20 protein-coding genes are annotated in these 25,369 nt (G+C 72.6%); 15 read left to right on the forward strand and 5 right to left on the reverse strand.

All coding sequences use genetic code 11. The annotated features are described in order from the left end of the window. Positions 1-32 precede the first annotated feature (32 nt). Both ACWD4G_RS13805 and ACWD4G_RS13810 read left to right on the forward strand, forming a co-directional pair. Entirely contained in the window at positions 33-572 is a 540-nt protein-coding gene (locus tag ACWD4G_RS13805) for a GNAT family N-acetyltransferase (RefSeq protein WP_451292883.1), read from the forward strand. A gap of 102 nt (positions 573-674) precedes the next feature. Then, positions 675-2,381: a proline--tRNA ligase gene (locus ACWD4G_RS13810; RefSeq protein ID WP_451292884.1), complete on the forward strand. Its 1,707-nt coding sequence runs from the start codon at positions 675-677 to the stop codon at positions 2,379-2,381. 36 nt (positions 2,382-2,417) lie between these two features. Here ACWD4G_RS13810 and ACWD4G_RS13815 read toward each other — a convergent pair whose 3' ends face one another. Beyond that, positions 2,418-2,927, reverse strand: coding sequence for a hypothetical protein (locus ACWD4G_RS13815; RefSeq protein ID WP_451292885.1), 510 nt, complete (start codon positions 2,925-2,927; stop codon positions 2,418-2,420). A gap of 45 nt (positions 2,928-2,972) precedes the next feature. Here ACWD4G_RS13815 and ACWD4G_RS13820 point away from each other — a divergent pair, with 45 nt between their 5' ends. Genes ACWD4G_RS13820 through ACWD4G_RS13835 form a run of 4 tightly spaced genes read left to right on the forward strand, consistent with a single transcriptional unit; the run spans position 2,973 to position 6,186 of the window. Then, on the forward strand, positions 2,973-4,127 hold the full coding sequence (locus ACWD4G_RS13820; RefSeq protein ID WP_451292886.1) for an FAD:protein FMN transferase: 1,155 nt from the start codon (positions 2,973-2,975) through the stop codon (positions 4,125-4,127). Further along, positions 4,124-4,705: a ferric reductase-like transmembrane domain-containing protein gene (locus tag ACWD4G_RS13825; protein WP_451292887.1), complete on the forward strand. Its 582-nt coding sequence runs from the start codon at positions 4,124-4,126 to the stop codon at positions 4,703-4,705. Before ACWD4G_RS13820 ends, ACWD4G_RS13825 begins: the two co-directional genes overlap by 4 nt. Beyond that, entirely contained in the window at positions 4,702-5,970 is a 1,269-nt protein-coding gene (locus ACWD4G_RS13830; protein WP_451292888.1) for an NADH-ubiquinone oxidoreductase-F iron-sulfur binding region domain-containing protein, read from the forward strand. The genes ACWD4G_RS13825 and ACWD4G_RS13830 overlap by 4 nt, the downstream gene beginning before the upstream one ends. Before the next feature lie 3 nt (positions 5,971-5,973). Next, a complete protein-coding gene (locus ACWD4G_RS13835) occupies positions 5,974-6,186 on the forward strand; it encodes a ferredoxin (RefSeq protein ID WP_451292889.1) in 213 nt (70 codons plus the stop codon). On the opposite strand, the gene ACWD4G_RS13840 is transcribed toward ACWD4G_RS13835, so the two are convergent. The 3 genes from ACWD4G_RS13840 to ACWD4G_RS13850 are packed head-to-tail and all read right to left on the reverse strand — an operon-like array spanning position 6,183 to position 7,960. Continuing rightward, positions 6,183-7,124 (reverse strand): aminoglycoside phosphotransferase family protein, encoded by a 942-nt coding sequence (locus tag ACWD4G_RS13840; RefSeq protein ID WP_451292890.1) that lies wholly within the window; start codon positions 7,122-7,124, stop codon positions 6,183-6,185. The genes ACWD4G_RS13835 and ACWD4G_RS13840 overlap by 4 nt on opposite strands. Positions 7,125-7,151: 27 nt before the next feature. Further along, positions 7,152-7,613: a ferritin-like domain-containing protein gene (locus ACWD4G_RS13845; protein ID WP_451292891.1), complete on the reverse strand. Its 462-nt coding sequence runs from the start codon at positions 7,611-7,613 to the stop codon at positions 7,152-7,154. Continuing rightward, the gene (locus tag ACWD4G_RS13850) at positions 7,610-7,960 is read right to left on the reverse strand and encodes a hypothetical protein (protein WP_451292892.1); all 351 of its coding nucleotides are present in this window, start codon (positions 7,958-7,960) and stop codon (positions 7,610-7,612) included. The genes ACWD4G_RS13845 and ACWD4G_RS13850 overlap by 4 nt, the downstream gene beginning before the upstream one ends. A 344-nt stretch (positions 7,961-8,304) precedes the next feature. Between ACWD4G_RS13850 and rimP the strand changes: the two genes are divergently transcribed. The 9 genes from rimP (at position 8,305) to ACWD4G_RS13895 (ending at position 21,822) form a co-directional block, all read left to right on the forward strand. Next, positions 8,305-8,817: a ribosome maturation factor RimP gene (rimP, locus tag ACWD4G_RS13855; RefSeq protein WP_451292893.1), complete on the forward strand. Its 513-nt coding sequence runs from the start codon at positions 8,305-8,307 to the stop codon at positions 8,815-8,817. Between the two features lie 2 nt (positions 8,818-8,819). After that, complete coding sequence (gene nusA, locus ACWD4G_RS13860; RefSeq protein WP_451292894.1) at positions 8,820-9,806, forward strand: transcription termination factor NusA; 987 nt, start codon at positions 8,820-8,822, stop codon at positions 9,804-9,806. 126 nt (positions 9,807-9,932) lie between these two features. Next, a complete protein-coding gene (locus tag ACWD4G_RS13865; protein ID WP_451292895.1) occupies positions 9,933-10,229 on the forward strand; it encodes a YlxR family protein in 297 nt (98 codons plus the stop codon). A 147-nt stretch (positions 10,230-10,376) separates the two neighbouring features. Next, complete coding sequence (gene infB, locus ACWD4G_RS13870) at positions 10,377-13,466, forward strand: translation initiation factor IF-2 (protein ID WP_451292896.1); 3,090 nt, start codon at positions 10,377-10,379, stop codon at positions 13,464-13,466. Positions 13,467-13,906: 440 nt separating this feature from the next. Further along, positions 13,907-14,200, forward strand: a complete 294-nt coding sequence (locus tag ACWD4G_RS13875) for a DUF503 domain-containing protein (protein ID WP_451292939.1) — start codon at positions 13,907-13,909, stop codon at positions 14,198-14,200. Between the two features lie 83 nt (positions 14,201-14,283). Next, positions 14,284-14,730, forward strand: a complete 447-nt coding sequence (gene rbfA, locus ACWD4G_RS13880; RefSeq protein ID WP_451292897.1) for a 30S ribosome-binding factor RbfA — start codon at positions 14,284-14,286, stop codon at positions 14,728-14,730. Then, positions 14,727-15,641, forward strand: coding sequence for a tRNA pseudouridine(55) synthase TruB (gene truB / locus ACWD4G_RS13885; protein ID WP_451292898.1), 915 nt, complete (start codon positions 14,727-14,729; stop codon positions 15,639-15,641). The genes rbfA and truB overlap by 4 nt, the downstream gene beginning before the upstream one ends. Before the next feature lie 483 nt (positions 15,642-16,124). Further along, complete coding sequence (locus ACWD4G_RS13890) at positions 16,125-20,684, forward strand: serine protease (protein ID WP_451292899.1); 4,560 nt, start codon at positions 16,125-16,127, stop codon at positions 20,682-20,684. A 184-nt stretch (positions 20,685-20,868) separates the two neighbouring features. Further along, entirely contained in the window at positions 20,869-21,822 is a 954-nt protein-coding gene (locus ACWD4G_RS13895) for a bifunctional riboflavin kinase/FAD synthetase (protein ID WP_451292900.1), read from the forward strand. Between the two features lie 152 nt (positions 21,823-21,974). On the opposite strand, the gene ACWD4G_RS13900 is transcribed toward ACWD4G_RS13895, so the two are convergent. Further along, a complete protein-coding gene (locus tag ACWD4G_RS13900) occupies positions 21,975-25,322 on the reverse strand; it encodes an SCO5717 family growth-regulating ATPase (protein ID WP_451292901.1) in 3,348 nt (1,115 codons plus the stop codon). Positions 25,323-25,369: the final 47 nt, after the last annotated feature.

Consider the following 25,369-nt stretch of genomic DNA (forward strand, 5'->3'; position numbering starts at 1 on the left):
GAACAACCGGCACCCCCCTGTACAGTCCCCGCATGGACCTCGTCATCGGCCCCTTGGACCTCTCCCTCCATGTGGACGAGGCCCTCGCCGTCCAAGCCGTCGCCTTCGGTCTCGGCCCCGACGAGGTCGCCGTCCGCCGCCAGATCGTCCTGCGCCATATGACCCAGCGCGGCGCCCGCGCACTCGGCGCCACGGCCGAAGGCCGCCTCGTCGGCTTCGTGTACGGCATGCCCAACGACCGCACCCACTGGTGGTCCACGGTCGTGGAGCCCTACCTCCGGGCCCAGGGCCTCGACGCCTGGCTGGACGACTCCTTCGTGATCACCGAACTGCATGTCCACCCGGCCCACCAGAACAAGGGCATCGGCCGCACCCTGATCACCACGATCACCGACAGCGCCACCGAACCCCGCTCGATCCTCTCGGCCATCGACACCGAGAGCCCGGCCCGAGCCCTCTACCGCTCCCTCGGCTACCAGGACCTGGCCCGCCGCGTCGTGTTCCCCAGCGCCCCCAAGCCGTACGCGGTGATGGGCGCCCACCTGCCCCTCCGCCGCAAGCACCACCCGTAGCACCGCCGCTCCCCCTTCCCCGGCGTTCCACGGATTTCCCGGCTCCCGCACCCCCCGGCTAACCTCCTGCCATCAGTCGATCCCGGCAGGAGTACGAGAACCATGGCGAACGCACCGGTCCAGCGCATGTCCCAGTTGATGGCGAAGACGCTGCGCGACGACCCGGCGGACGCCGAGGTCCTCAGCCACAAGCTGCTCGTCCGCGCCGGCTACGTCCGCCGCACGGCGGCCGGCATCTGGTCGTGGCTGCCTCTCGGCAAGCGGGTCCTCGCCAACGTCGAGCGCATCGTCCGCGAGGAGATGGACGCCATCGGCGCCCAGGAGGTGCTGCTCCCCGCCCTGCTGCCGAAGGAGCCGTACGAGGCGACCGGCCGCTGGGACGAGTACGGCCCGGATCTGTTCCGCCTGAAGGACCGCAAGGGCGGCGACTACCTCCTCGGCCCCACCCACGAGGAGATCTTCACCCTGTTGGTGAAGGACCAGGCGTCCTCCTACAAGGACCTGCCGGTCATCCTCTACCAGATCCAGCACAAGTACCGCGACGAGGCCCGCCCCCGGGCCGGCGTCCTGCGCGGCCGCGAGTTCCTGATGAAGGACTCGTACTCCTTCGACACCGAGGACGAGGGCCTGGCACAGTCGTACGCGCTGCACCGCCAGGCCTACCAGAAGGTGTTCGCGCGCCTGGGCCTGGACTACCGCATCTGCGCGGCCACGGCCGGTGCGATGGGCGGCTCGAAGTCGGAGGAGTTCCTGGCCCCGGCCGAGGCCGGCGAGGACACCTTCGCGGACTGCCCCGCCTGCGACTTCGCTGCCAACACCGAGGCGATCACGTACGAGTTGAAGCCGGTGGACGCCGAGGGCATCCCCGCCCTCGAAGAGATCCCGACCCCCGACACCCCCACCATCGAGACCCTCGCCGCCCACCTCGGCGTCCAGGCCTCCGACACCCTGAAAAACCTCCTCGTGAAGGTGGACGGCGAGATCGTCGCCATCGGTGTCCCCGGTCACCGCGAGGTCGACATGGGCAAGGTCGAGGCGCACTTCGCCCCGGCCACCGTCGAGTTGGTCACCGAGGCCGACTTCGCGGGCCGCCCCGACCTGGTCCGCGGCTATGTCGGCCCGCAGGGACTCGGCGAGAAGGTCACGTACATCGCCGACCCGCGCGTAGCCCCCGGCACCTCGTGGATCACCGGCGCCAACAAGGAGGGCACGCACGCCAAGAACGTGGTCGCGGGCCGTGACTTCGAGGTCGGCGCGTACGTCGACGTCGTGGTCGTCCAGGAGGGCGACCCCTGCCCGGACTGCGGCACGGGCCTCAAGCTGGACCGCGCCATCGAGATCGGCCACATCTTCCAGCTCGGCCGCAAGTACGCCGACGCCCTCAAGCTCGACGTCCTCGGCCAGAACGGCAAGCCCGTCCGCGTCACCATGGGCTCGTACGGCATCGGCGTCTCCCGCGCGGTCGCGGCCCTCGCCGAGCAGACCGCCGACGACAAGGGCCTGTGCTGGTCCGCCGAGGTCGCCCCCGCCGATGTCCATGTCGTCGCCGCCGGCAAGGCCCTCCAGACCGAACTCGCCCTCGATGTCTCCGAGAAGCTGCGCTCCGCAGGCCTCCGCGTCCTCGTCGACGACCGGGCCGGTGTCTCCCCGGGCGTGAAGTTCACCGACTCCGAGCTGATCGGCGTACCCAAGATCCTGGTCGCGGGCCGCCGCAGCGCCGAGGGCGTCGTGGAGCTGAAGGACCGCCGCACCGGCGAGCGCGAGGAACTGACGGTCGACGAGGCCATCGCCCGCCTGACGAGCGCGTGAACCACCGAGCCCGTCCCACCCGCCTAAAGGGAACCCTCAGAATGTTCTCCGCGGGCCTATAGGCGCCTCACAGGTTTCTCTCAGACCGTTCCCCGACCGTAGGACGTGACAGAACGTCACACGGAGGGGAACGGTCATGGTGACCAGGGAACGGGGCGCCGTCGCGGCGGTCCGCAGAGGGGCCCGGCGCACAGCGGCCACGGCGGCGGCGGTGACGCTCGCGGCGGCGGCCGGCATGTTCGCGCTGATCGGCACGATGCAGACAGCCTCCGACGCGGGCGCCGCCACCGCGAGCGCCACCAACTCGGGCTCCACGTCGTCGAGTTCGAGCACGGAAACGAGTGCCGGCACCAGCGGCAGCGACACGAACAATTCCTCGGACTCGGACTCGACCTCGTCCTCGACCGACACGACGGACTCCTCGTCCACCGACACGTCGTCCTCGTCGGACTCCTCCGCAGACTCTTCCTCGGACTCCTCTTCGGACTCCTCTTCGGACTCCTCCTCGGACCTCCAGGCGTCCTCCTCCGGCATGACCTCGTCCATGGACGACTCGGCGGCGGACTCGACCTCGGGGGCGTCGTGATGACCGTGACCACGACATCCCGCCCCACGGCCGCCGCCGACTGGCGTGCCCTCGGTACGAGCGTCCGCCTGGTCACCACGGACCCGGCCCTGCTGGACTCCTGCAATCTGCTGCTCGCCCGGCACCTGGCCGAGGTCGACGCCGCGTGCAGCCGCTTCCGTACGGACTCGGAGCTGTCGGCGCTGAACGAGGCCGGGGGCCGCCCGGTCAAGGTCAGCCCGCTGCTGGCCGAGGCCCTGGCGGTGGCCCTGCGTGCCGCCGCCGCGACGGGCGGCGCGGTGGACCCGACGGTCGGCTCGGCGATGGAAGCGCTCGGCTACGACCGCGACTTCACCCTCGTCCAGGAGGACGACCGCCCGGTACGGCTCGCGGTGAAGCGGGTGCCCGGCTGGAGCCTGGTCGCACTGGACCGCGCCACGAACACCGTGACCCTCCCGCCCGGCGTCAGCCTGGACCTGGGCGCCACGGCGAAGGCATGGGCGGCCGACAAGGCGGCGACGATGCTGGCCCGGGCGGCCGGCTGCGGCATCCTCGTCAGCCTCGGCGGCGACACGGCCGTCGCGGGTGAACCCCCGTACGGCGGCTGGCGCATCCGGGTCCAGGACGAGACGGCCCCGGTCGATGAACTCCCGCGCCACGGCTCGTACGCCACGGTCGGCATCCACAGCGGCGGCCTCGCCACCTCCGGCACCACGGCCCGCCACTGGCGCCGGGGCGACCACCACCTCCACCACATCATCGACCCCCGCACCGGCCAACCGGCCACCACCCCTTGGCGCACCGTCTCGGTAGCCGCGGCCACCTGCGCCGACGCCAACGCGGCCAGCACAGCGGCCCTGGTGAAGGGCGAGACGGCCCCCCGCTGGCTCTCCCGCCTGAACCTCCCGGCCCGCCTGGTCACCCACGACGGCACGGTGGTGACGACCCCCGGCTGGCCGTCGTCGAACCCCGTCCCACCTCAACGGGCCCGGGGAGAGGACCACACTTCAGCCCGTCCGGCGTTTGAGGACGAGGCCGAAGGCCGACAGCGGGGGTCTGGGGGCGCAGCCCCCAGGGTCGGGAAGGGAAGGGGCGGCGGGGGCGAATCCCTCGGACCCGCACCGAAAACCGACCCCGCACCGACTACCAGCCCCGCCCCGAAAGCCGACGGCACCTCATGAGCGACGAGATCCTCTGGTACGCCAACAGAGCCACCGGCGCCGTCTCCCTGGCCCTCTTCACCATCGTCGTACTCCTCGGCATAGCCGTCCGCCTCAGCACCCGCCTCCCCGGCCTCCCCCGCTTCGGCACGGTCACCCTCCACCGCACCCTCTCCCTCTCCGCCACGGCCTTCCTGACCCTCCACATCGCCACAGCGGTCATCGACGACTACGTCACCATCACACCCCTCGACGCCGTGGTCCCCTTCGTCTCCGACTACCAGCCCCTCTGGCTGGGCCTCGGCACGGTCGCCCTGGACCTGATGCTGGCCGTCCTGATCACCAGCCTCCTCCGAGCCCGCCTCGGCCACCGCACCTGGCGGACGATCCACTGGCTGGCCTACGCCTCCTGGCCCGTCGCCCTGGCCCACGGCACAGGCATCGGCACCGACAGCACCACCCCCTGGATGCTCTGGCTCACGATCGGCTGTATCGCCACGGTGCTCGCCGCCCTCGCCCTGCGCACCGCCCACGCCGTACGAGCCGCCCGCCGCACCCCCGCCACCCTGCTCCACACGGCCGAAGGAGCCCGCCCATGACCACCCAGACCCTCCAGCCCACCTCCACTCCCACCCTCACCACGAACCCCGCCGCACCCCCCACCCTCCCCGACCTCTACATGCCGCCCCGCCTCCTGGCCCCCGGCGCCGCCCCCGCCGACCACCGGACCCACGAACACCGCTACGGCCCCTTCACCTCCGCGCACCCCACCGATCTGCTCCGGGCGCTCGCGGAATCGGGCCTCACCGGCAGAGGAGGCGCCGCCTTCCCGACGTACCGCAAGTTCCACTCGGTCACCGAAGCCGCCCGCCGCACCGGCCGCCCCCCGGTGGTCGTGGCGAACGGCTCCGAGGGCGAACCGGCCAGCGCCAAGGACAAGACCCTCCTGCACCTCTCACCCCACCTGGTCCTGGACGGCCTGCGCCTGGCAGCCGAGGCGACGGGCGCGGGGGAGGCGTACCTCGCGGTCGAGGAGAACGCCGCCCACCTCGAAGCGGCGGTCGCAGAGCGCCAGGACCCCATCCCGGTCAAGGTCGTCCAGGTCCCACAACGCTTCCTGTCCGGCGAGTCCTCGGCCCTCACCCAGCACCTCAACGGCAAGCCCGCCCTGCCCCGCCACCAGACCCCACCGGTCCGCGAGCAGGGCGTCAACGGCGCCCCCACCCTCGTCCAGAACGTGGAAACCCTCGCCCACCTGGCCCTGATAGCCCGCTACGGCCCCGACTGGTACCGCTCGGCGGGCACCCCCCGGGCCCCCGGCAGCACCCTGTGCACCCTCCACATCCCGGGCCACCCCCCACGCGTGGTGGAAGCCCCCTACGGCCTGCCCCTCCACCGCCTGCTGCCGCTCCAAGGCACCGGCGCGGTCCTGCTCGGCGGCTACCACGGCACCTGGCTCCCCACCCACCAGGCAGCCCGACTGACCCTCGACCCGGCCCACGTGGGAGCCGGAGTCCTGGCCACCCTCCCCACCACCCACTGCGGCCTCACCGAAACCGCCCGAATCCTCCGCTATCTGGCCCTCCAGTCAGCGGGCCAGTGCGGCCCCTGCCTCAACGGCCTCCCCCGTATGGCGGCCGCCTTCCAGACCCTGGCCGCCCCCGGCCCCCAGGGCACCACGCGGCACGACCTCGCCCGCTGGGCCGGCCTGGTCGAGGGCAGAGGCGTCTGCCACCACCCCGACGGCACGGTCCGCCTGGTCCGCAGCGCGCTGCCGACCTTCGCCCCCGAACTGGACGCCCACGCCCAGGGCCACTGCACGGCCACCGACCACACCCCCCTCCTCCCCGTCCCCCGGAGCTGACCCATGGCCACCACGACAGCCCCCGCCCTCGACGTCGACTGGACGTCCTGCCAGGGCCACGGCCTCTGCGCGGAACTCCTCCCGGACCACATCACCCTGGACGAGTGGGGTTACCCGGTGTTCGAGAAGACCCCGATACCGAGGGCGGCCCTGAAAAGAGCGAGACGAGCGGCGGCGGACTGCCCGGTGCTGGCCTTGAAACTCGGGTCCGACTAGAGCCAACCAGCGAACTCCAACAACAACTCCGCATCCCCCACCCGCCCCACCCGCCGAGCCCGAACCCCCGACTCCACGGCCCGGAACAGGGTCCACCCCCGCAACCGCTCCTGATCCACGTCCAACGACTCGGCCAGCCTCTTCACGCGCCGCCGAGTGGTCGCGGCCCCGGACGGCGAGCCGATCAGATCCTCCACCCGATCCCGCACCAGCCGAGCCAGATCGAACGCGCACTCCCCGACCACCGGATCGGGCCCCACGGCCAACCACGGAAGCCGCTCTCCCGCCAGCACCTTGCTCTGCCGGAACGTCCCGTGCAGCAACCGCTCCTCGGGCGCGGCCCGCACCAACTCCTCCCGCACCCCGAGCGCCGCGTCGACCAGCCCCCGCACCTCGGAGTCCCCCTCGGCGCCGACCCGCATCGCCTCGGCCTGGCGCTCGGTCCGCTCCGCCACGGTCTCGAACACATGCGCCTCGGGCGGCTCGACCCACAACCGCCGCAGGGTGGCGGCAGCCTCCAGCAGCGCCTTCGCCTCGGGCAGCGACCGCACCGACAGATCCGGCCGCAACCGCTCCAGCAGCAGCACACCATGAGTGCTGTCACCGGGATTCAGCAGTCGCACGGCCCCGCGCCCGTCCCAGTGCGCCAGCGCGGCCCGCTCACTCTCCGGCCGAGCCCGCTCGGGCGCCAGCTTCAGCACGGCGGGAGTGCCGTCGTACTGCCGCACCAGGACCACAAGACTGCTGCGCCCCCCGGGCGCCTGCACCCGCTCCACGGTCAACTCGCGTAGAGCAACGGCCTGTCGGGCGATCTCAGGAAGCCGCTCCAACCACTCGCCGACCCCACGCGACCGGCTCTCCTCCAGCGCGCGCACCAGCCGCCGAGGAGGCTCGAACGATGCGAACGCCTCGGACGCCTCGAAATCCCTGCGAGTCATGCGCGAGTCGTTCCTTCCCAGCGGTGATCAGGTGCGCGGTGCCGCCGAAGGGGTGGCACCGGCAGCAGCCGCCCGCTCGGCGAGACCAGGGAAGGCTACGCTTTCTCCCCGCCAGCGCACCGCCCGCACCGCCGCTTCCCGAAGCGCCTCGGCAGCCGCGGCACGCCGCTCGCCCTCGGCGGCCCGTACGAGATCGGAGTACACCCCCGCCACGCGCTCCTCCAACTCGACGGCGAGCCGTACGGCGGAGTCGGTGTCCGTCACCTGGAAGGGCAGCGCATACCCGGCCGCCGCGGCCTGCGGCTCGCCGCCCAGGTCCCGAACGGTCCGGACGAGCGCGTCCCGCCGGGCCCGATGAGCCTCGTACGCCTCACGCGCCTCGCCCGCCCGGGCCTCACCGATCCACCCGCCGACGACCCCGTACCCGTACACGGCGGCATGCTCGGCCCCGAGTGCCGCCTGCGCCGCCTCCAACTCCGCCCCGCTCACTTCGCACCCTCCGTCAGCACATACGCATGCCCGGCCCCGGCGGCAGCCACCGAGGCCATCACCCGAGCCAGCTCCCCGGGTACGTCCAGCAACGCCTTGGCCCGCTTGTCGGCCAGCTTCCGCTCGGCGGTGGCCAATTCGGCGAGCGCGGCCCCGGGGTCCGTGGCGGCGGGAGAAGGGGAAGCCGAAGAGGAGGGGGAGGGGGACTCTGTCCCCGTGTCGCCCCCGAACGCCTTCACATGCCGTACGACCTCGGCCCGCAGCGGAGCCAGCAGCCCTTCGAGATCCGGATGCGCGTCGATCACGGCGTCATACCGCTCAACGAGCCCCACACTGTCCCGAGCCACCCGCTCCCGAGCCTTCTCCTCGGCGGATGGCCCATCAGCGCCATCGGCCCCTTCATCCCCACCGGAACACCCCACGAGCAGACCACCAGCAGCGGCCCCGAACAGCAGACTCCTCCTACGCAGCCCGGACAGGGCCCGCGACGGCACGGCGAACGACACAGCAGACGTCCCAGGGGTGAGTACGAACACGAGAGCGGTGTGATCACGGTACCCGCGAACATGCCTCAGCCCTGAAAGGGGCGCGGGGCTGTATCGATGGGCGGCGGCACCCCAGTGGAACGGCTACCCTTTGACCTGACACGCGCCAGACCCACAACAGCACACGCGGCCGAGGAGTCACCCGGATGAGCACCACCCAGAGCGAGAGGCTGCGAGAACTGCTGGAACCGCTCGTACGCTCCCAGGGACTGGATCTCGAAGAGATCGCCGTGGACTCCGTGGGACGCAAGCGGGTGCTGAGGGTGGTCGTCGACTCGGACGACGGCGCGGATCTCGACGCGGTCGCCGACGTCAGCCGCGCGCTCTCCACCAAGCTGGACGAGACGGACGCGATGGGCCAGGCGGAGTACACCCTGGAAGTCGGCACCCCGGGCGCCGAGCGCGCCCTCACCGAGCACCGCCACTACCGCAGAGCCGTGGACCGGCTGGTGAAGTTCCAGCTGCGCGACGGCGGCGGCGAGTTGGTGGCCCGCATCCTGACCGTGGACGACGGGGGTCTCGACCTTGAGGTGCCCGGCGTCAAGGGGCGCAAGGCCACCACCCGCAGACTCGCCTTCGACGAGATCGACAGGGCGCGTGTCCAGGTCGAGTTCAATCGCAAGGACAAGAAGGACATGACGGAAGAGGAGGAGGCGTAGCCGTGGACATCGACATGAGTGCTCTCAGGGGCTTGGTACGGGAGAAGGAGATCTCCTTCGACCTGCTCGTCGAGGCGATCGAGGCGGCCCTCCTCATCGCCTACCACCGCACCGAGGGAAGCCGCCGCCACGCGCGCGTGGAGCTCAACCGGGAGACCGGCCATGTGACCGTGTGGGCGAAGGAGGACCCCGAGGACCTGGAGGAGGGGCAGGAGCCGCGCGCGTTCGACGACACCCCGTCGGACTTCGGCCGGATCGCCGCCACCACCGCCAAGCAGGTGATCCTGCAGCGGCTGAGGGACGCCGAGGACGACGCCACGCTCGGCGAGTACGCCGGCCGCGAGGGCGACATCGTCACCGGTGTGGTCCAGCAGGGCCGCGACCCGAAGAACGTCCTCGTGGACATCGGCAAGCTGGAGGCCATCCTGCCCGTGCAGGAACAGGTCCCCGGCGAGACGTATCCGCACGGCATGCGGCTGCGCTCGTACGTCGTCCGGGTGGCCAAGGGTGTCCGCGGACCGTCCGTGACGCTGTCGCGTACGCACCCGAACCTGGTGAAGAAGCTGTTCGCGCTGGAGGTGCCGGAGATCGCCGACGGGTCCGTCGAGATCGCCGCCATCGCGCGCGAGGCCGGACACCGGACGAAGATCGCGGTGCGGTCCACCCGTTCGGGTCTGAACGCCAAGGGCGCCTGCATCGGCCCCATGGGCGGCCGTGTGCGCAATGTCATGGGCGAGCTGAACGGCGAGAAGATCGACATCGTCGACTGGTCGGACGACCCGGCCGAGATGGTGGCGAACGCGCTCTCCCCGGCCCGGGTCTCGAAGGTCGATGTGGTGGACCTCGCCGCCCGCTCCGCGCGGGTGACGGTCCCCGACTACCAGCTGTCCCTGGCGATCGGCAAGGAGGGCCAGAACGCCCGCCTCGCCGCCCGCCTCACCGGCTGGCGCATCGACATCCGCCCGGACACCGAGCAGCCGTCGGAGTAATCACTCGATCGGGCGTTCCTGGGCGGCGGGGAATAGATCCAAGCCGCAGGTCGCTTAGATCACGACAACAACCGTTCGATCGCTGCCCCAAAGGGGTGAGGTCGGTACGGGGAGGTAGACTTAGCAGTGTCTGGCCGGACGCGTGCCCGCGCATGCCCTGAGCGCACCTGTGTGGGGTGCAGGCAGCGAGCGGTCAAGACCGAGCTGCTGCGCGTCGTGGCGATCGAGGACGAATGCGTCCCCGATCATCGCGGTACGCTGCCCGGCCGGGGTGCGTACGTACACCCCGTTCTGGTCTGTCTCGACCTGGCGGTGCGCCGCCGGGCGTTCACGCGGGCGCTGCGCGCCCCGGGAGCGCTCGACACAAAGGCGTTGCGCCGATACGTGGAGCAGACAACAGTTGCTGAGCAGGCAACACAGTAAGACGCGCCGTACGGAACCTCCGTGCGGCCCTAGGTACCCCGCGAGTTGGAAGTAGGTCGAGATTGCGATGAGCACTCGATGAGCACGCGATGAGTACGCCCATGAAGTAGCGACGGTCCGGACGCAACCGGACCTAAAAGGAGCGAAGTGGCTAAGGTCCGGGTATACGAACTCGCCAAGGAGTTCGGGGTTGAGAGCAAGGTCGTCATGGCCAAGCTCCAAGAGCTCGGTGAATTCGTCCGTTCGGCGTCCTCGACGATCGAGGCCCCCGTTGTACGCAAACTGACTGACGCCCTCCAGCAGGGCAGTGGAGGCGGCAAGCCCGCCGCCCCCCGCAAGGCCGCCCCGGCACGTCCGGCGGCCCCCTCTCCCGCGCAGGTCGCCCGTCCGGCCGCCCCGCGCCCGGGTCCGGCAGCGCCCAAGCCGCCGGCCGCCGAGGCGCCCGCGCGTCCGGCCCCGGCCCCGGGTCCCCGTCCGACGCCCGGCCCGAAGCCGCCGACACCGAAGCCCGCTCCGGTGTCCCCGGCCCCGAGCGTCCCCGAGTTCCAGGCACCCCCGTCGGCCCCGGCCGCCCCGTCCCCGCGTCCGGGCGCACGCCCCGGCCCGGGTGCGCCGCGTCCCGGTGGCCGTCCCTCCGGCCCCGGCCAGGACCGCGGGGACCGCGGCCAGGCGCCGCGTCCCGGTGGTCAGCGTCCGGGTGGTCCGGGTGCGCCCAAGCCCGGCGGTGCCCGTCCCGCGGGTCCGCGTCCGGGTAACAACCCCTTCACCTCCGGTGGCTCCACCGGCATGGGCCGCCCGCAGGGCGGTCCCCGTCCCGGCGGTGCGCCCCGTCCTGGTGGCCACGGCGGTCCTGGTGCCCCCGGCCCGCGTCCGCAGGCTCCCGGCCAGGCACCCCGTCCGCAGGGCGCGGCCGGTGGCGGTCCCCGTCCGCAGGCTCCGGGCGGCGCCCGTCCGACCCCGGGCGGTATGCCCCGTCCGCAGGGCGGCCCCCGTCCCGGCGGCGGCCCCGGCGGCCCGCGTCCCAACCCCGGCATGATGCCGCAGCGTCCCGCTGCCGGCCCGCGTCCCGGCCCCGGCGGCCGTGGTCCGGGCGGCGGTCCGGGCCGTCCCGGCGGTGCCGGTCGCCCCGGAGGCGGCGGCTTCGCCGGTCGCCCGGGTGGCGGCGGCGGTGCCGGTCGTCCCGGTGGTGGCGGCGGCTTCGCCGGTCGTCCCGGTGGCGGTGGCCCCGGCGGCGGTGGCGGCGGCTTCGGCGGCGGCGGTGGCCGTCCCGGCTTCGGTGGCCGTCCCGGCGGTCCCGGTGCCCGTGGTGGCACGCAGGGCGCCTTCGGGCGTCCCGGCGGTCCGGCCCGTCGTGGCCGCAAGTCGAAGCGGCAGAGGCGCCAGGAGTACGAGGCCATGCAGGCCCCGTCGGTCGGCGGCGTGATGCTGCCTCGCGGCAACGGCGAGTCCATTCGCCTGTCGCGCGGTGCGTCGCTCACCGACTTCGCGGAGAAGATCAACGCCAACCCGGCGTCGCTCGTCGCGGTCATGATGAACCTCGGCGAGATGGTCACCGCGACCCAGTCCGTCTCCGACGAGACCCTCCAGCTCCTCGCCGACGAGATGAACTACACGGTTCAGATCGTCAGCCCGGAGGAGGAGGACCGCGAGCTCCTGGAGTCCTTCGACCTGGAGTTCGGCGAGGACGAGGGCGGCGAGGACGACCTGGTGGTCCGTCCGCCGGTCGTCACCGTCATGGGTCACGTCGACCACGGTAAGACCCGCCTCCTCGACGCCATCCGCAAGACGAACGTCATCGCGGGCGAGGCCGGCGGCATCACCCAGCACATCGGTGCCTACCAGGTCACGACCGAGGTCAACGAAGAGGATCGCGCGATCACCTTCATCGACACCCCGGGTCACGAGGCGTTCACCGCCATGCGTGCCCGTGGTGCCAAGTCGACCGACATCGCGATCCTGGTCGTCGCGGCCAACGACGGCGTCATGCCGCAGACGGTCGAGGCGCTCAACCACGCCAAGGCGGCCGACGTCCCGATCGTCGTCGCGGTCAACAAGATCGATGTCGAGGGCGCCGACCCGACCAAGGTGCGCGGTCAGCTCACCGAGTACGGGCTGGTGGCCGAGGAGTACGGCGGCGACACGATGTTCGTCGACATCTCCGCCAAGCAGGGTCTGCACATCGACTCGCTGCTGGAGGCCGTGATCCTCACGGCCGACGCCTCGCTCGACCTGCGTGCCAACCCCAAGCAGGACGCGCAGGGTATTTCGATCGAGTCCCGCCTCGACCGCGGTCGTGGTGCGGTCGCGACCGTGCTGGTCCAGCGAGGCACGCTCCGCGTGGGCGACACGATGGTGGTGGGCGACGCCTACGGCCGCGTCCGCGCCATGCTCGACGACAACGGCAACAACGTCGCCGAGGCCGGTCCGTCCACCCCGGTCCAGGTCCTGGGTCTCACCAACGTCCCGGGCGCCGGCGACAACTTCATCGTCGTCGACGAGGACCGTACGGCCCGCCAGATCGCCGAGAAGCGTGCCGCGCGTGAGCGCAACGCCGCGTTCGCCAAGCGCACGCGCCGCGTGTCGCTGGAGGACCTGGACAAGGTGCTGAAGGCCGGCGAGGTCCAGCAGCTGAACCTGATCATCAAGGGCGATGCTTCTGGATCGGTCGAGGCTCTGGAGTCCTCTCTCCTCCAGCTGGACGTCGGCGAAGAGGTCGACATCCGCGTCCTGCACCGCGGCGTCGGTGCGGTCACGGAGTCCGACATCGACCTCGCGATGGGCTCCGACGCCATCGTCATCGGCTTCAACGTCCGGGCAGCCGGCCGTGCGCAGCAGATGGCGGAGCGCGAGGGCGTGGACGTCCGCTACTACTCGGTCATCTACCAGGCGATCGAGGAGATCGAGGCGGCCCTCAAGGGCATGCTCAAGCCGGAGTACGAAGAGGTCGAGCTCGGTACGGCGGAGATCCGCGAGGTCTTCAAGTCGTCCAAGCTGGGCAACATCGCGGGTGTTCTCATCCGCTCCGGCGAGGTCAAGCGGAACACCAAGGCCCGCCTGCTGCGCGACGGCAAGGTCGTCGCGGAGAACCTCAACATCGAGGGCCTGCGTCGCTTCAAGGACGACGTCACCGAGATCCGCGAAGGGTTCGAGGGCGGTATCAACCTCGGCAACTTCAACGACATCAAGGTCGACGACGTCATCGCGACGTACGAGATGCGGGAGAAGCCGCGGGTGTGATGGCCGCCGGGTTCTGATGCCGGCCGGGGGTGACATCGGGTCACCCCCGGCCGGTGCGGTCGTCGTGGGGGCTGCCGCCCCCAGGCCCCCGCTCGTTTCATCCGGGGTGCCTCGCGAGGCCGTCCTGAAACCGCGGACCGTCAGTGGCTGATCGCGCAGTTCCCCGCGCCCCTGAAAAGCAGGGGCTGCGCCCCATGCTTTTCGGCCCGCAAGGGCCGTGTCTTTCAGGGGCGCGGGGAACTGCGCGAGCAACCACACCACCCGCACCCGCAACACAACCCCCAACTCCCGAGCTACAAGGCGCTCAAGGGGTCGAGGGGCCCAGCCCCTCGAATATCCGTCGAGCGGCACCACCCCTTCGATGTACGGTTCTGATGTCCCTGCCCGCACACACGGCGCAGGCCATCTACCCCGTACCGGCGGGTGAACCGGATACACACATGTACGTGGGGACTCTGTCCTTCGACCTCCTCCTCGGCGACGTACGGTCACTCAAGGAGAAGCGCTCAGTCGTCCGCCCGATCGTGGCCGAACTCCAACGCAAGTTCGCGGTGAGCGCGGCGGAGGTCGACCACATGGATCTGCACCGCCGGGCCGGAATCGGCCTGGCGGTCGTCTCCGGCGACGTAGGACACGTCACGGACGTACTGGACCGCTGCGAACGCCTGGTCGCCGGCCGGCCGGAGGTGGAGTTGCTGTCGGCCAGACGACGCCTCCACGGCGACGACGACTGAGCAGCGACAATGCAAGCAGTAGCAGTAGCAGTAGCAGTAACGCGGAACGAGCTGAACAGCTAAACGAGCTAGGAGACGGACCAGTGGCCGACAACGCGCGTGCCAAGAGGCTGGCGGACCTCATCCGAGAGGTGGTGGCCCAGAAGCTGCAGCGCGGGATCAAGGACCCGCGGCTCGGCTCCCACGTCACCATCACGGACACCCGGGTCACCGGGGACCTGCGGGAGGCGACCGTCTTCTACACGGTGTACGGCGACGACGAGGAGCGGAAGGCCGCCGCGGCGGGGCTGGAGAGCGCCAAGGGCATTCTCCGTTCCGAGGTGGGCCGGGCCGCGGGCGTGAAGTTCACCCCGACCCTCGCCTTCGTCGCCGACGCCCTCCCGGACAACGCCCGGACCATCGAGGACCTCCTCGACAAGGCACGGGCCTCGGACGCCAAGGTGCGCGAGAGCGCCTCGGGAGCGCAGTACGCCGGTGACGCCGACCCGTACAAGAAGCCGGGTGACGACGAGGACGACATCTCCGAATGACCCAGCAGCGCCAGAAGAGCACCACGCCCGACGGACTTGTCATCGTCGACAAGCCGTCGGGCTTCACTTCGCACGACGTCGTCGCCAAGATGCGCGGTATCGCCCGCACCCGGCGGGTCGGCCACGCGGGCACCCTCGACCCCATGGCCACCGGCGTCCTCGTCCTCGGCGTGGAGAGGGCGACCAAGCTCCTCGGTCACCTAGCCCTCACGGAGAAGGAGTACCTGGGGACCGTCCGGCTCGGGCAGACGACCGTCACGGACGACGCCGAGGGCGAGATCACCTCGTCCGTCGACGCCTCGAAGGTCACCCGTGACGCCATCGACACGGGCATCGCCAAGCTGACCGGCGACATCATGCAGGTGCCGTCCAAGGTCAGCGCCATCAAGATCGACGGCGTACGGTCCTACAAACGGGCCCGTGACGGCGAGGACTTCGACATCCCCGCCCGGCCCGTCACCATCTCCTCCTTCGCCGTGTACGACGTCCGCGACGCCGTCGCCGAGGACGGCACCCCCGTCCTCGACCTGGTGGTGTCCGTGGTCTGCTCCTCCGGGACCTACATCCGTGCCCTCGCCCGCGACCTGGGCGCCGACCTCGGCGTGGGCGGCCACCTCACCGCCCTGCGCCGCACCCGAGTGGGCCCCTACAAACTCGACTCGGCCCGCACCCTCGACCAACTCCAGCAGAAGCTGACGGTCATGCCCATCGCCGAGGCGGCCGAGGCCGCGTTCCGTCGCTGGGACGTGGACAGCAAGAGGGCGCGGCTCCTCCTGAACGGCGTGAGGCTGGAGATCCCGGAGGAGTACGCGGGCGCGGGCCCGGTGGCCGTCTTCGACCCCGAGGGCCGCTTCCTGGCGTTGGTGGAAAACCTGAAGGGCAAGGCGAAAAGCCTGGCAATCTTCGGCTGAGGGCTGAGGGCTGAGGGCTGAGGGCTGAGGGTCGGGGGTCGGGGGCTGAGAGCCGGGGGCTGGGGGTTGGGCGCTGGGGGTTGGGCGCTGGGGCTGGGGGCTGAGGGGCGAGGGCTGGGGGCTGGGGCTGAAAAGCATGGGGCGCAGCCCCTGCTTTTCAGGGGCGCGGGGAACTGCGCGAACAACCACAACGCACCCGCACTCGCCAAACCACACGCACCCCCAACCCCATAGGCGCCCAACGCCCAGCCACAGCGGCAGCGTGGAGCGGCGGTCACGGGGCCAACTGTTCCCGCCGCTCCACGGTCCCCCCTCGGTTCCCCCACCCAGAGGTGTATCCATCCGCCCACGCCTATTCACCCCTTTGTGCAGGCGCTCGGAGTGAACCGAGGGAGCGGAAGGGGGCGCGTTCGCCGAGCACCCTGTCCTGCTGATCTTCACGTGCCTACCGTCGGAACAGAGGTACGACGGGGAGGTCAGAACATGGCGGTACGGGGCCGTCGGGCAACCGACGACGGCCGCCGGGCGGCGCGGGACGAGGTCCTGGTGCGGGTCGGCGATCTGGCGGGACGACCGCGCGGTACGGGCTTCGTGGCCGATCACCACGGCACCGTCGTCACCAGCCACGAGGCGGTGGACGGGCTGGCCAGGATCGTGCTGCACGCCACCGGCGACCGCACCTGCGTGGTGACCTCCGACGCGGTCACCCCGCTGCCCGCCCTCGATCTCGCGCTCATCCGCACCGAGGGCCTGTGCGTCGACCCGCTGCCGTTCGCCCTGCGGGACGAGGTCGAGACCGGGGCATACGTCCGTATCGCGGCCGGCGGCTGGCGCGAGGCACGGGTGCTGGGCACTTCCGATGTCATCTACACCGCCACGGACGGTTTCCATCTGCTGCGCGGTGCCCTGGAGTTGGCGATCGGCACCGCCGGGAGCGAGGCGTTGCGGCCGGGTGGAGGCACGGCCGGGGGACCCGTGATCGACACCGTCACCGGGGTCGTGGTCGGCGTCGTCGGGACGGCGTTGGAGGCCCAGCACCGGTCCACCGGCTTCGCCGTGTCCCTGAAACAGTGGCGGGCCGAGCGGTCGCTGGCGGAGCTGATGGCGCGTAACGCGGCGACCGTTCCGGCGTACGGCCGCGATCTGAATCTGGCGGGGGTGCTGGAGCTGACGGCCACGACGGTCGGGTCGGACGGGCCGAGGACGGGGATGGGAGTGGGGGTGGGGGTGGGGACAGGGCTCGGGCCGGGGGCCGGGTCCGCCGCTGCCGAGCCCGTCGAACGAGCCGATGTGGTCCGGGAGTTCGCCGACTTCGCCGATGGCCCGGCCACCGTTCTCGCCCTGGTCGGGCCGCCCGGTTCCGGTCGTACGACGGAGCTGGCCGCCCTCGCCGCGCGCCGCGCCCATGGGACCGAGCCGATGCCCACGCTGTGGCTGCGCGGCGCCGATCTGCTGGCCGACGACACCTCCGTGGGCGACGCCGCCCGGCGGGCGCTGGAACGGGCGGGAAGGATCGTGGCCGCGTCGGCACTCTCGCCGGCGTCCGGGGCCGCGTCCGGGGCTGGGGCCACTTCCGGGTCGGGTGCCGCGTCCGCGTCGGGGTCCGCATCGGCGTTCAGGTCCGCATCGGGGTCTGCGTCGGGGTCTGCGTCGGGAATGGGCTCCGCCTCGGGAATGGGCTCGGCTTCAGGGTCGGCTTCGGCCTCGGGGACGGCCTGGGCTTCGGGGCCGGGCTCGGGGCCGGGCTCGGGTGGGTCTTTCGCCGGTGACGGCTCGTCCGTCTCCGGGGTCTGGTCGGCCGCCGGTGCCTCGCCCAGCTCGGTCGGTTCGTTCGCCTCGGGTGCCTCGGAGGGTGGGGCGGGACGGACCTGGGAGCGGTGCGGTGGGGTGGAGCAGGCGGTGCGTTCGGGGCGGTACGACGGGGAGTTGGGGGACATCCGGCCGGAGCGGCTGGCCCGGCTGGCGTCGCAGGAGGGGCGGCCGTTGCTGCTGCTGCTCGACGGGCCCGAGGAGATGCCGCCCACGCTGGCCCACCGGCTGGCCGAGTGGACCACCGGGACGGCCGACTGGCTCCGGGAGAACCGGGCGCGGCTCGTGGTGGCCTGCCGCGCCGAGTACTGGGAGTGGGCCGGGGCCCAGTTCCCGGCGGAGCTGCTGCACGGGGGTGCGACGGCCGAAGAGGGACACCCCGTAGGGGACGGTCGGGCGGCGGGGGAGCCGCAGCAGGTGGGGGAAGGGTGCCCCGTAGGGGACGACGGCCGGTCGGGCGGGGGTGGTCGGTCGCCAGAGGGGCATACCCTGCCCGCCTGTGTGCGGCTCGGGGAGCTGAGCGACGCGGAGGCCCGTCGGGCCCGGCTCCGCTACGGCATCCCCGAAGGGGCGCTCTCCGGGGCGGACGCCCGGCATCCGCTGACCCTGCGGCTGCTGTCGGAGGTACGGGCGGCGCTGCCGGAGGAACCCCCCGGGCGGCCCGGCGAGGATGGCGCCTTCGCCGGACCACTCGGCGGGGCCCCAACGGCACCACCGGGCGCCGAAACCACCTCGGCGCCCTTCGGCGACGGGCGCTCGGCCGCGTCCGGCGGCGGCACGTCCGCACCCTTCGGCGGTGACTCCGGGCCCTCCGCCGGCGGCCGTACCTCGGCCCCCTTCGGCAGTGGCCCTGCGGCGTCTGCGGGCGGCGGTGCCTCGGCGTCGTTCGCCGGTGGTTGTGCGGCGTCCTCTTCTGGCGGGGCCTCCGATCCCTTCGGCAGCGGCACTTCGGCGTCCGATTCCGGCGGCCGTACCTCGGCCCCCTTCGGCAGTGGCCCTGCGGCGTCTGCCGGCGGCGGGGCCTCGGCGCCGTTCGCCGGTGGTAGTAAGGCGTCCTCCGCAGATGGCGGCACGACCATGCCCCCACCCACCCCCCGGCGCCGCCCCGATCGGGACGACGTGCTCGGTGCCTATCTCGATCTCATGTGTCTGCGGGTCGCCGTACGGCTCGCCGCTGCCAACGGGATGCGGGGGACGGCCGTGCGGCGGCTCGCCGCGCAGGTCGCCGGGCAGGTGCACGAGGCGGCGCGGCGGTGTCTGGGGCCGGGGCAGGGGGAGTTGGACCGGGCGGCGTTCGAGGCGGTGTTCCCCTGGGGGCCGGTGTCAGGGCCGCGCCTCGGCGGGACCAGCGGCTGGGCCTCGGCCGTACTCACCGAGGGGCTGCTCGTCCCGGCCGGTGACGGTTACCGCTTCGCCCACGAGGAGCTGGCCGACTGGGTCCAGGGCGCGCACCTGGACCTCGACGCGGCCCTCCACGCCCTGGTGCACCGGGGCTGGCTCGCGCAGGCGGAGGCCGGGCGGGGCTGGGGCACGATGCCGTCCGAGGCACGCGTCCGGCGTCAGGCCCGCAAGGCCACCCGTAACCTCCCGGTGCCCCGCCACCGCATCGGCCCCGTCGTCCACGCCCTGCTCCTCCTCGGCCGCCAGCAGGGCCCCGCCGAGCTGTCCGGGCGCCTGGAGGAACTGCTCGACGCCCTCGACGCACTGCTGCCGCCGGGCAGCACGGCACCCGACGACCCCACCTGGTGGGCCACCCATCTGCTGGCCGAGGTCCTTCTGAGGGTGCCCGACGCGACGCCGTACAACCGGGTGCTGCGGTTCCTCACCGAGCGGATCGGGGCCTGGCGGGGGCAGGGCCGGGGCGTGCCGGGGGAGTTCGGGCCGGACTTCTGGGCGGCGCTGGCGCTGCCCGAGGCGGAGCGGTTCGATCTGCTGCGCCGCCTCGTCGTCGCCGACCCGGCCACCGGCGAGGGGCCCCGCTATCTCGACGCGGCCTCGCGCCTCCTCGCCGCCGACCCCGGCGCCGTACAGCCGCAGCTCACCCGCTGGTTCCACGACGACACCCCGCTGGTCGCGACCCCGGACGCCACCGTGGCGACGGCCGCGCAGGCGCTGCTGCACACACATCGGCGGTGCGCCCTGGACGAGCTGACCGAGGCGCTCGTCGACAGCGCGCACCGGCGCGGGGACGAACTGCTCGCCGTACTGGCCGAGGAGGAGCCGTCGGCGGTGTGCCGGGCCGTCGACCGCTGGTCGCACGACGAGCGCCCGGCGCGAAGGGTCGCGGCGCTGGCGTACGCACTGCGGACCGCCCCGCATGTGCGCACGGGCGCCGACCGCGCGCTGCTGCGCCACACCGCGCTCGCCCTGCTCGCCCGCCCCGCCGATGTCACCCTGCACTCCGGCGCGCTCGCCCTGCTCGTCCGTGACCCGGAGACCCGGGACCGGTATCTGCCGCAGGTGCTGGAGCGGTTCGCGGACGGTGATCCGCAGGTGCCCGCGAGCGCGCTGGTGGCCGCCCTCGACACCCATCCCGACCCGGTGCTCGACGCCTTCCGCGCGCGGTTGCGTGCGCCGGGCGCGAACGGGGAGGCCGCCGACGGGGAGGCCCTGCGTACCCTCGCCGAGGTCACCACCCCCGCCCTCGCCCGCCGGGTCACCGCCCTCGTCCGGGAGGTCGTGGAGCTGCGCCCCGAGGTGGCGGGCCATGTCGCCGCGTACGTCGACCGCCGGCTGGAGCAGGGGCCCGGCACCCGCGCCGTACTGTTCCCGCTGGTCAGCGGGCTCATCGACGGCGGCCCCGTACCGGTGAGAGCGGCCCTCGCCGGGGTGTTCGCCGCGCCGGGGACGGCCGTGTCGGGCGCGCTGCGGCGTGAGCTGCTCGACCGGCTGATGACGACCGAGCGGGACGCGTCCGTGCTGGACGCGCTGCTCAGGGCGGTCGCGGCGGGGGCTGCGGGGGCTGCGGGGGCTGCGGCGGGGGCCGCCGACGCCGTGGACGACATCCGACGGCTGGTCCATCGGATCGGGATGCTGCTCGTCCGCACACCGGAAGGCGCCACCCGTTTCGACTGGGCGCTGACCGATCTCGCCCGCCATGTGCCCGGCTTCGCGGCGCTCGTCGCCGGGTGGCTGAGCGGGACACCGCAGGAGTGGGCGGCCGTGGTCGGGCCGAGCACCCGGCGCATGATCGAGAACCTGGCCGGGGTGTCGGGGGTACGGGTGCCCGCGTGAGGTGAGGCCGAGTGCCGTGCGGGCGCCCGCGTGAGACGGGAACGGCACTTGGCCCGGCGGTGGCCGAGTTCCGTGCTCCGGGTCACAGCCCGGATGCCGATGCGGGCCGAGGGCATCGGGCATGGCACCCTTAGACCTGCGTATGAGGCAACCACGGACACAGGTTCGACGAGGAGCGGTCACAGTGCAGCGCTGGCGTGGCTTGGAGGACATCCCCGAGGACTGGGGGCGCAGCGTCGTCACCATCGGTTCCTACGACGGGGTGCACCGAGGACACCAGCTGATCCTCCGGCACGCCGTGGAACGCGCCCGTGAGCTGGGCATTCCCTCCGTCGCCGTCACCTTCGACCCGCACCCCAGCGAGGTCGTGCGCCCCGGCACCCACCCCCCGCTGCTCGCCCCGCACCACCGCCGCGCCGAACTGATGGCCGAGCTGGGCGTCGACGCGGTGCTGATCCTCCCCTTCACCACGGAGTTCTCGCGGCTCTCGCCCGCCGACTTCGTGGTCAAGGTCCTCATCGACAAGCTGCACGCCAAGGCCGTCGTCGAGGGCCCCAACTTCCGCTTCGGCCACAAGGCCGCCGGGGACGTCGCGTTCCTCGCCGAGCAGGGCAAGACGTATGACTTCGAGGTCGAGGTCGTGGACCTGTTCGTCAGGGGCGCGGCGGGCGGCGGCGAGCCGTTCTCCTCGACCCTGACCCGGCGGCTGATCCGCGAGGGCGATGTCGAGGGCGCCCGCGAGATCCTCGGCCGACCGCACCGCGTCGAGGGCGTCGTCGTCCGTGGCGCCCAGCGCGGACGCGAGCTGGGCTTCCCCACGGCCAACGTCGAGACCCTCCCGCACACCGCGATCCCCGCCGACGGCGTCTACGCCGGCTGGCTGCAGGTCGCCGGCGAGGCCATGCCGGCCGCGATCTCCGTCGGCACCAACCCGCAGTTCGACGGCACCGAGCGCACGGTGGAGGCGTACGCCATCGACCGCGTCGGGCTCGACCTCTACGGCCTCCACGCAGCCGTCGACTTCCTCGCGTTCGTGCGCGGCCAGGCGAAGTTCGAGTCACTGGACGCGCTGCTGGTGGCGATGGGGGAGGACGTGAAGCGGTGCCGGGAGATGATCGCGGCGTATGAAGGGGAGTAGCCCCCTGGTTGTGGGTCGAGGGCGTAACCCCCTGGTCGGGGGCCGCTGTTGACGGTCGCTCGCGATCCGATCCATGAATGACGAGGGCCCGTACCGTTCGTGAACGGTACGGGCCCTTCGCCGTGTCGTGTTGTGCCTTGCCGGCCGCCGCCCTACTGCTGCGGGGGCTGGCCCTGCGGCGGATACGGCTGCGGATAGGGCTGGCCCTGCTGGGGCGGGTACGGCTGGCCGGGGGCGGGCTGCCCCGGGACCGGCTGGCCCGGGTGGCCGTACGGCTGCTGCGGCTGGCCGGGGTACGGCTGCTGGCCCTGCTGCTGGGGATAGGGCTGGCCGGGGATCGGCTGGCCCGGCATCGGAGGGGCGGCGACCGGGGGCGGGTTGCCGTCGGAGGTCCACAGGCCGTGCGACTGCTGGTGGCGGGCGATGTCCTCGGCGACCATCGCGGCGAGCGTGAAGTACGCCTCCCGCACCTTCGGCCGCATCATGTCGAGGTCCAACTCCGCACCGGCGGAGAGGTGTTCGTCGAACGGTACGACCACGACGCCTCGGCACCGCGTCTCGAAGTGGGAGACGATGTCCTCCACCTTGATCATCTTTCCGGTCTCGCGCACACCGGAGATGACCGTGATGGAGCGTGCCACCAAGTCCTGGTATCCGTGCGCGGAGAGCCAGTCCAGCGTCGTACTGGCGCTGCTCGCACCGTCCACGGACGGCGTCGAGATGATGATCAGCTGGTCGGCGAGGTCGAGTACCCCGCGCATCGCGCTGTAGAGCAGACCCGTGCCCGAGTCGGTGAGGATGATCGGGTACTGCTTGCCGAGCACGTCGATCGCGCGCCGGTAGTCCTCGTCGTTGAAGGTCGTGGAGACGGCCGGGTCGACGTCGTTGGCGATGATCTCCAGACCGGAGGGGGCCTGGGAGGTGAACCGCCGGATGTCCATGTACGAGTTGAGATACGGGATCGCCTGGACGAGATCCCGGATGGTGGCGCCGGTCTCACGCCGGACCCGGCGGCCGAGCGTACCGGCGTCCGGGTTGGCGTCGATGGCGAGGATCTTGTCCTGGCGCTCGGTGGCGAGGGTCGAGCCGAGTGCGGTGGTCGTGGTGGTCTTGCCGACACCGCCCTTGAGGCTGATGACCGCGATGCGGTAGCAGGACAGCACGGGCGTCCTGATCAGCTCCAGCTTCCGCTGCCGCTCGGCCTCCTCCTTCTTCCCCCCGAGCTTGAACAGCCCGCCACCGGAACCCGGCCGGCCGCTCTTCGCCTTCTGCTTCTTGTTGTTGAGCAGCCGGTCGGAGGACAACTCGACGGCCGCGGTGTAACCCAGCGGCGCCACACCGGGGTTGATGGGCTGCCGCTGATCATGCTGCACGGGCTGCGGCCAGGCGGCACCGGCACGGGGATCGACGGGAGCGGCGCCCGCGCCGGGGGCGGGGTTGGGGTGGCCGGGGTGAGGCTGGGCGTCGGCCGGAGTCGGTTGATGGGGGGTGCCGAAGGGGCCGGGCTGGCCGGGGACGCCGTGGGGGCCGGGCTGGCCGGGGGTGCCCGCCGGGCCTGGCTGGGCTTGGGCGTTCGCCGGAGCGGGGTGGGCGGGGTGGGCTTCGGGGCCGGGCCGGCCGGGGTGGCTGGGGCCGCCCGGGAACGGGGGGTGCGGTTGGCCTGGCTGACCGGGCTGTGCCGGGGGCTGGGGGAAGCCGTAGCCGCTCTGCGGGGGTACCGGTGGCTGCTGGGGGCCGGGTGCGCCCGGGGGCGGGAAACCGTAGCCGGGGGTGGGCTGAGCAGGGGGCGCCGGGGGAGTGGGGGCGCCCGGCTGTGCCGGGGGGTGCGGGAAGCCGTAGCCCGGCGGGGTGCCGGGGGTGCCTGTGCCGGGCTGGCCGAATGGGCTGGGCTGGCTGGGCTGGTTCGGTTGGCCGGGCTGGCTGGGCTGCGGCTGAGGCGGCTGGGGGAAGCCGTAACCGGCCGGAGCGGTGGGGGGGATGGGGGCGCTGGGGGCCTGGGGAGGCGGCGGGGTCGCGGGTGCGCCGGGTACGCCCGGGACGCCCGGTGTGTCTGGAGAGCCTGGCGGGGTCGGTGCGCCGGGTGCCGCGTCGGTCGGGTTGCCCCAAGCCGAGGGTGCGCCCTGCGGGGCCTGCGGGGGGAACGGCTGCTGCGGCGGTACGGGGGGTTGGCCCTGCGCGGCCGCGGGCTGCGGCTGCTCCGGCGCTCCCGGAAACGCCTGCGTGCCCGGCACCGAAGGCGCGGACGGCGGCCACTCCGCGGCCGGGCCGGGCGCGGCGGGCTGGTACGAGGGCGGCAACGGCGGAAGCCCACCCTGCGGCACCGGCGGCGGGGCCCACGCGGGAGGCGCCTGCGGCACGGCGTCATTCGGCGGTGCCGGGGGCTGAGGTGAGCCGGGGACGGCGTCGGCGGGGGCGTCAGCGCCGGAGGAGGCGTCCTGAGGGGTGGCGTTGTCGGGGACCGCGTCCTGTGGAGCGGCGTCTTGAGGCACGGCGCTGTCTTGAGGAACGGCGTCTTGAGGCACGGCGCTGTCTTGAGGAACGGCGTCTTGAGGAACGGCGGCATCCGCCGGTTCCGCAGGCCCGGAGTCGGAGTCGGCGTCCGGGGACGTGGTGTCACCGGCCTGGCCGCTGTCGGACGGAGCGTCCGTCCCACCGGAGTCACCGGCGGCAGCCGAGTCCTCGGGGTTCGCGCCCCCGTCGCCGTCCTCAGCAGCCTGCGCCGAACCCTGGTCTTGCCCCTGACCCGATACCTTCCCCTGCTCCTGCTGCTGGCCTTCTACGTGCCCCTGATCCTGCCCCTGGCCCTGATCCTCATCCGGGCCTTGATCCTTGCCGCTGTCGTCGGTGGAAGGAGCGGAAGGAACGGTGTCGGAGCCGAAGGAATCGGCGTTGTAGGAGACGGGTTCGACGCTCGGCCCATCAGCCGAGGCGTCGCCCGTCCCGGAGTCCCCGGCATCGCCCGTCCCGGAGTCCCCGGCAGAAGCGGCGGCACCCTCGCTCATGGCAGGGCCGCCTTCGCCCTCCCCTGCCGCACTCTCACCACTCCCGGCGTCGGCAGCCCCCTTGGCCGCCGCCGCGTCCGCGATGTCCCGCTTCAACGCGGCGGCGGAGATCCGCATCGTCGCGCCGCTCTCGATGTCCCCGCTGCCCCCGAGGTCACCGCTCCCCGGCCCGCCCTGCTGGGCCACGGGCGCGACCGTAGGCCAAGGCGAGGGGAACGAACCCTCGGGAGCCCCACCGCTCATCTCGACAGGAGCACCGGCCGGCGGCGCGGGCGGAGGCGGCGCGGACCCGGCGCCGGCGGCCGAGGCGGCGCTGCCCCCCGCCCCCGCACCGGATTCCGAACCGGCCCCTCCCTGCGAGGCGTTCTGCGTGTACCAGGCAGGCGGCGCGTAGTCGATGGTGAACTCGCCCGTCGTCTCGACGGCGGACTCCGCGTCGGACTGGTCATCGCCGGGTGTGGCCCAGCCCCCGCGCATCCCGTCCCGATCGCTGTTCACAATTCCTCCTGGTGTGGTCGAACACCCTCGAAGTCGTGGAGAGGTCA

The sequence above is a fragment of the Streptomyces sp. NPDC002643 genome (assembly GCF_053592555.1).

Coding starts and splice junctions, on each gene's coding strand:
- ACWD4G_RS13805 (WP_451292883.1), top strand. CDS start 33: ATGGACCTCGTCATCGGCCCCTTGGACCTCTCCCTCCATGTGGACGAG.
- ACWD4G_RS13810 (WP_451292884.1), top strand. CDS start 675: ATGGCGAACGCACCGGTCCAGCGCATGTCCCAGTTGATGGCGAAGACG.
- ACWD4G_RS13815 (WP_451292885.1), bottom strand. CDS start 2,927: ATGGACGAGGTCATGCCGGAGGAGGACGCCTGGAGGTCCGAGGAGGAG.
- ACWD4G_RS13825 (WP_451292887.1), top strand. CDS start 4,124: ATGAGCGACGAGATCCTCTGGTACGCCAACAGAGCCACCGGCGCCGTC.
- ACWD4G_RS13830 (WP_451292888.1), top strand. CDS start 4,702: ATGACCACCCAGACCCTCCAGCCCACCTCCACTCCCACCCTCACCACG.
- ACWD4G_RS13835 (WP_451292889.1), top strand. CDS start 5,974: ATGGCCACCACGACAGCCCCCGCCCTCGACGTCGACTGGACGTCCTGC.
- ACWD4G_RS13840 (WP_451292890.1), bottom strand. CDS start 7,124: ATGACTCGCAGGGATTTCGAGGCGTCCGAGGCGTTCGCATCGTTCGAG.
- rimP (WP_451292893.1), top strand. CDS start 8,305: ATGAGCACCACCCAGAGCGAGAGGCTGCGAGAACTGCTGGAACCGCTC.
- ACWD4G_RS13875 (WP_451292939.1), top strand. CDS start 13,907: ATGTACGTGGGGACTCTGTCCTTCGACCTCCTCCTCGGCGACGTACGG.
- truB (WP_451292898.1), top strand. CDS start 14,727: ATGACCCAGCAGCGCCAGAAGAGCACCACGCCCGACGGACTTGTCATC.
- ACWD4G_RS13890 (WP_451292899.1), top strand. CDS start 16,125: ATGGCGGTACGGGGCCGTCGGGCAACCGACGACGGCCGCCGGGCGGCG.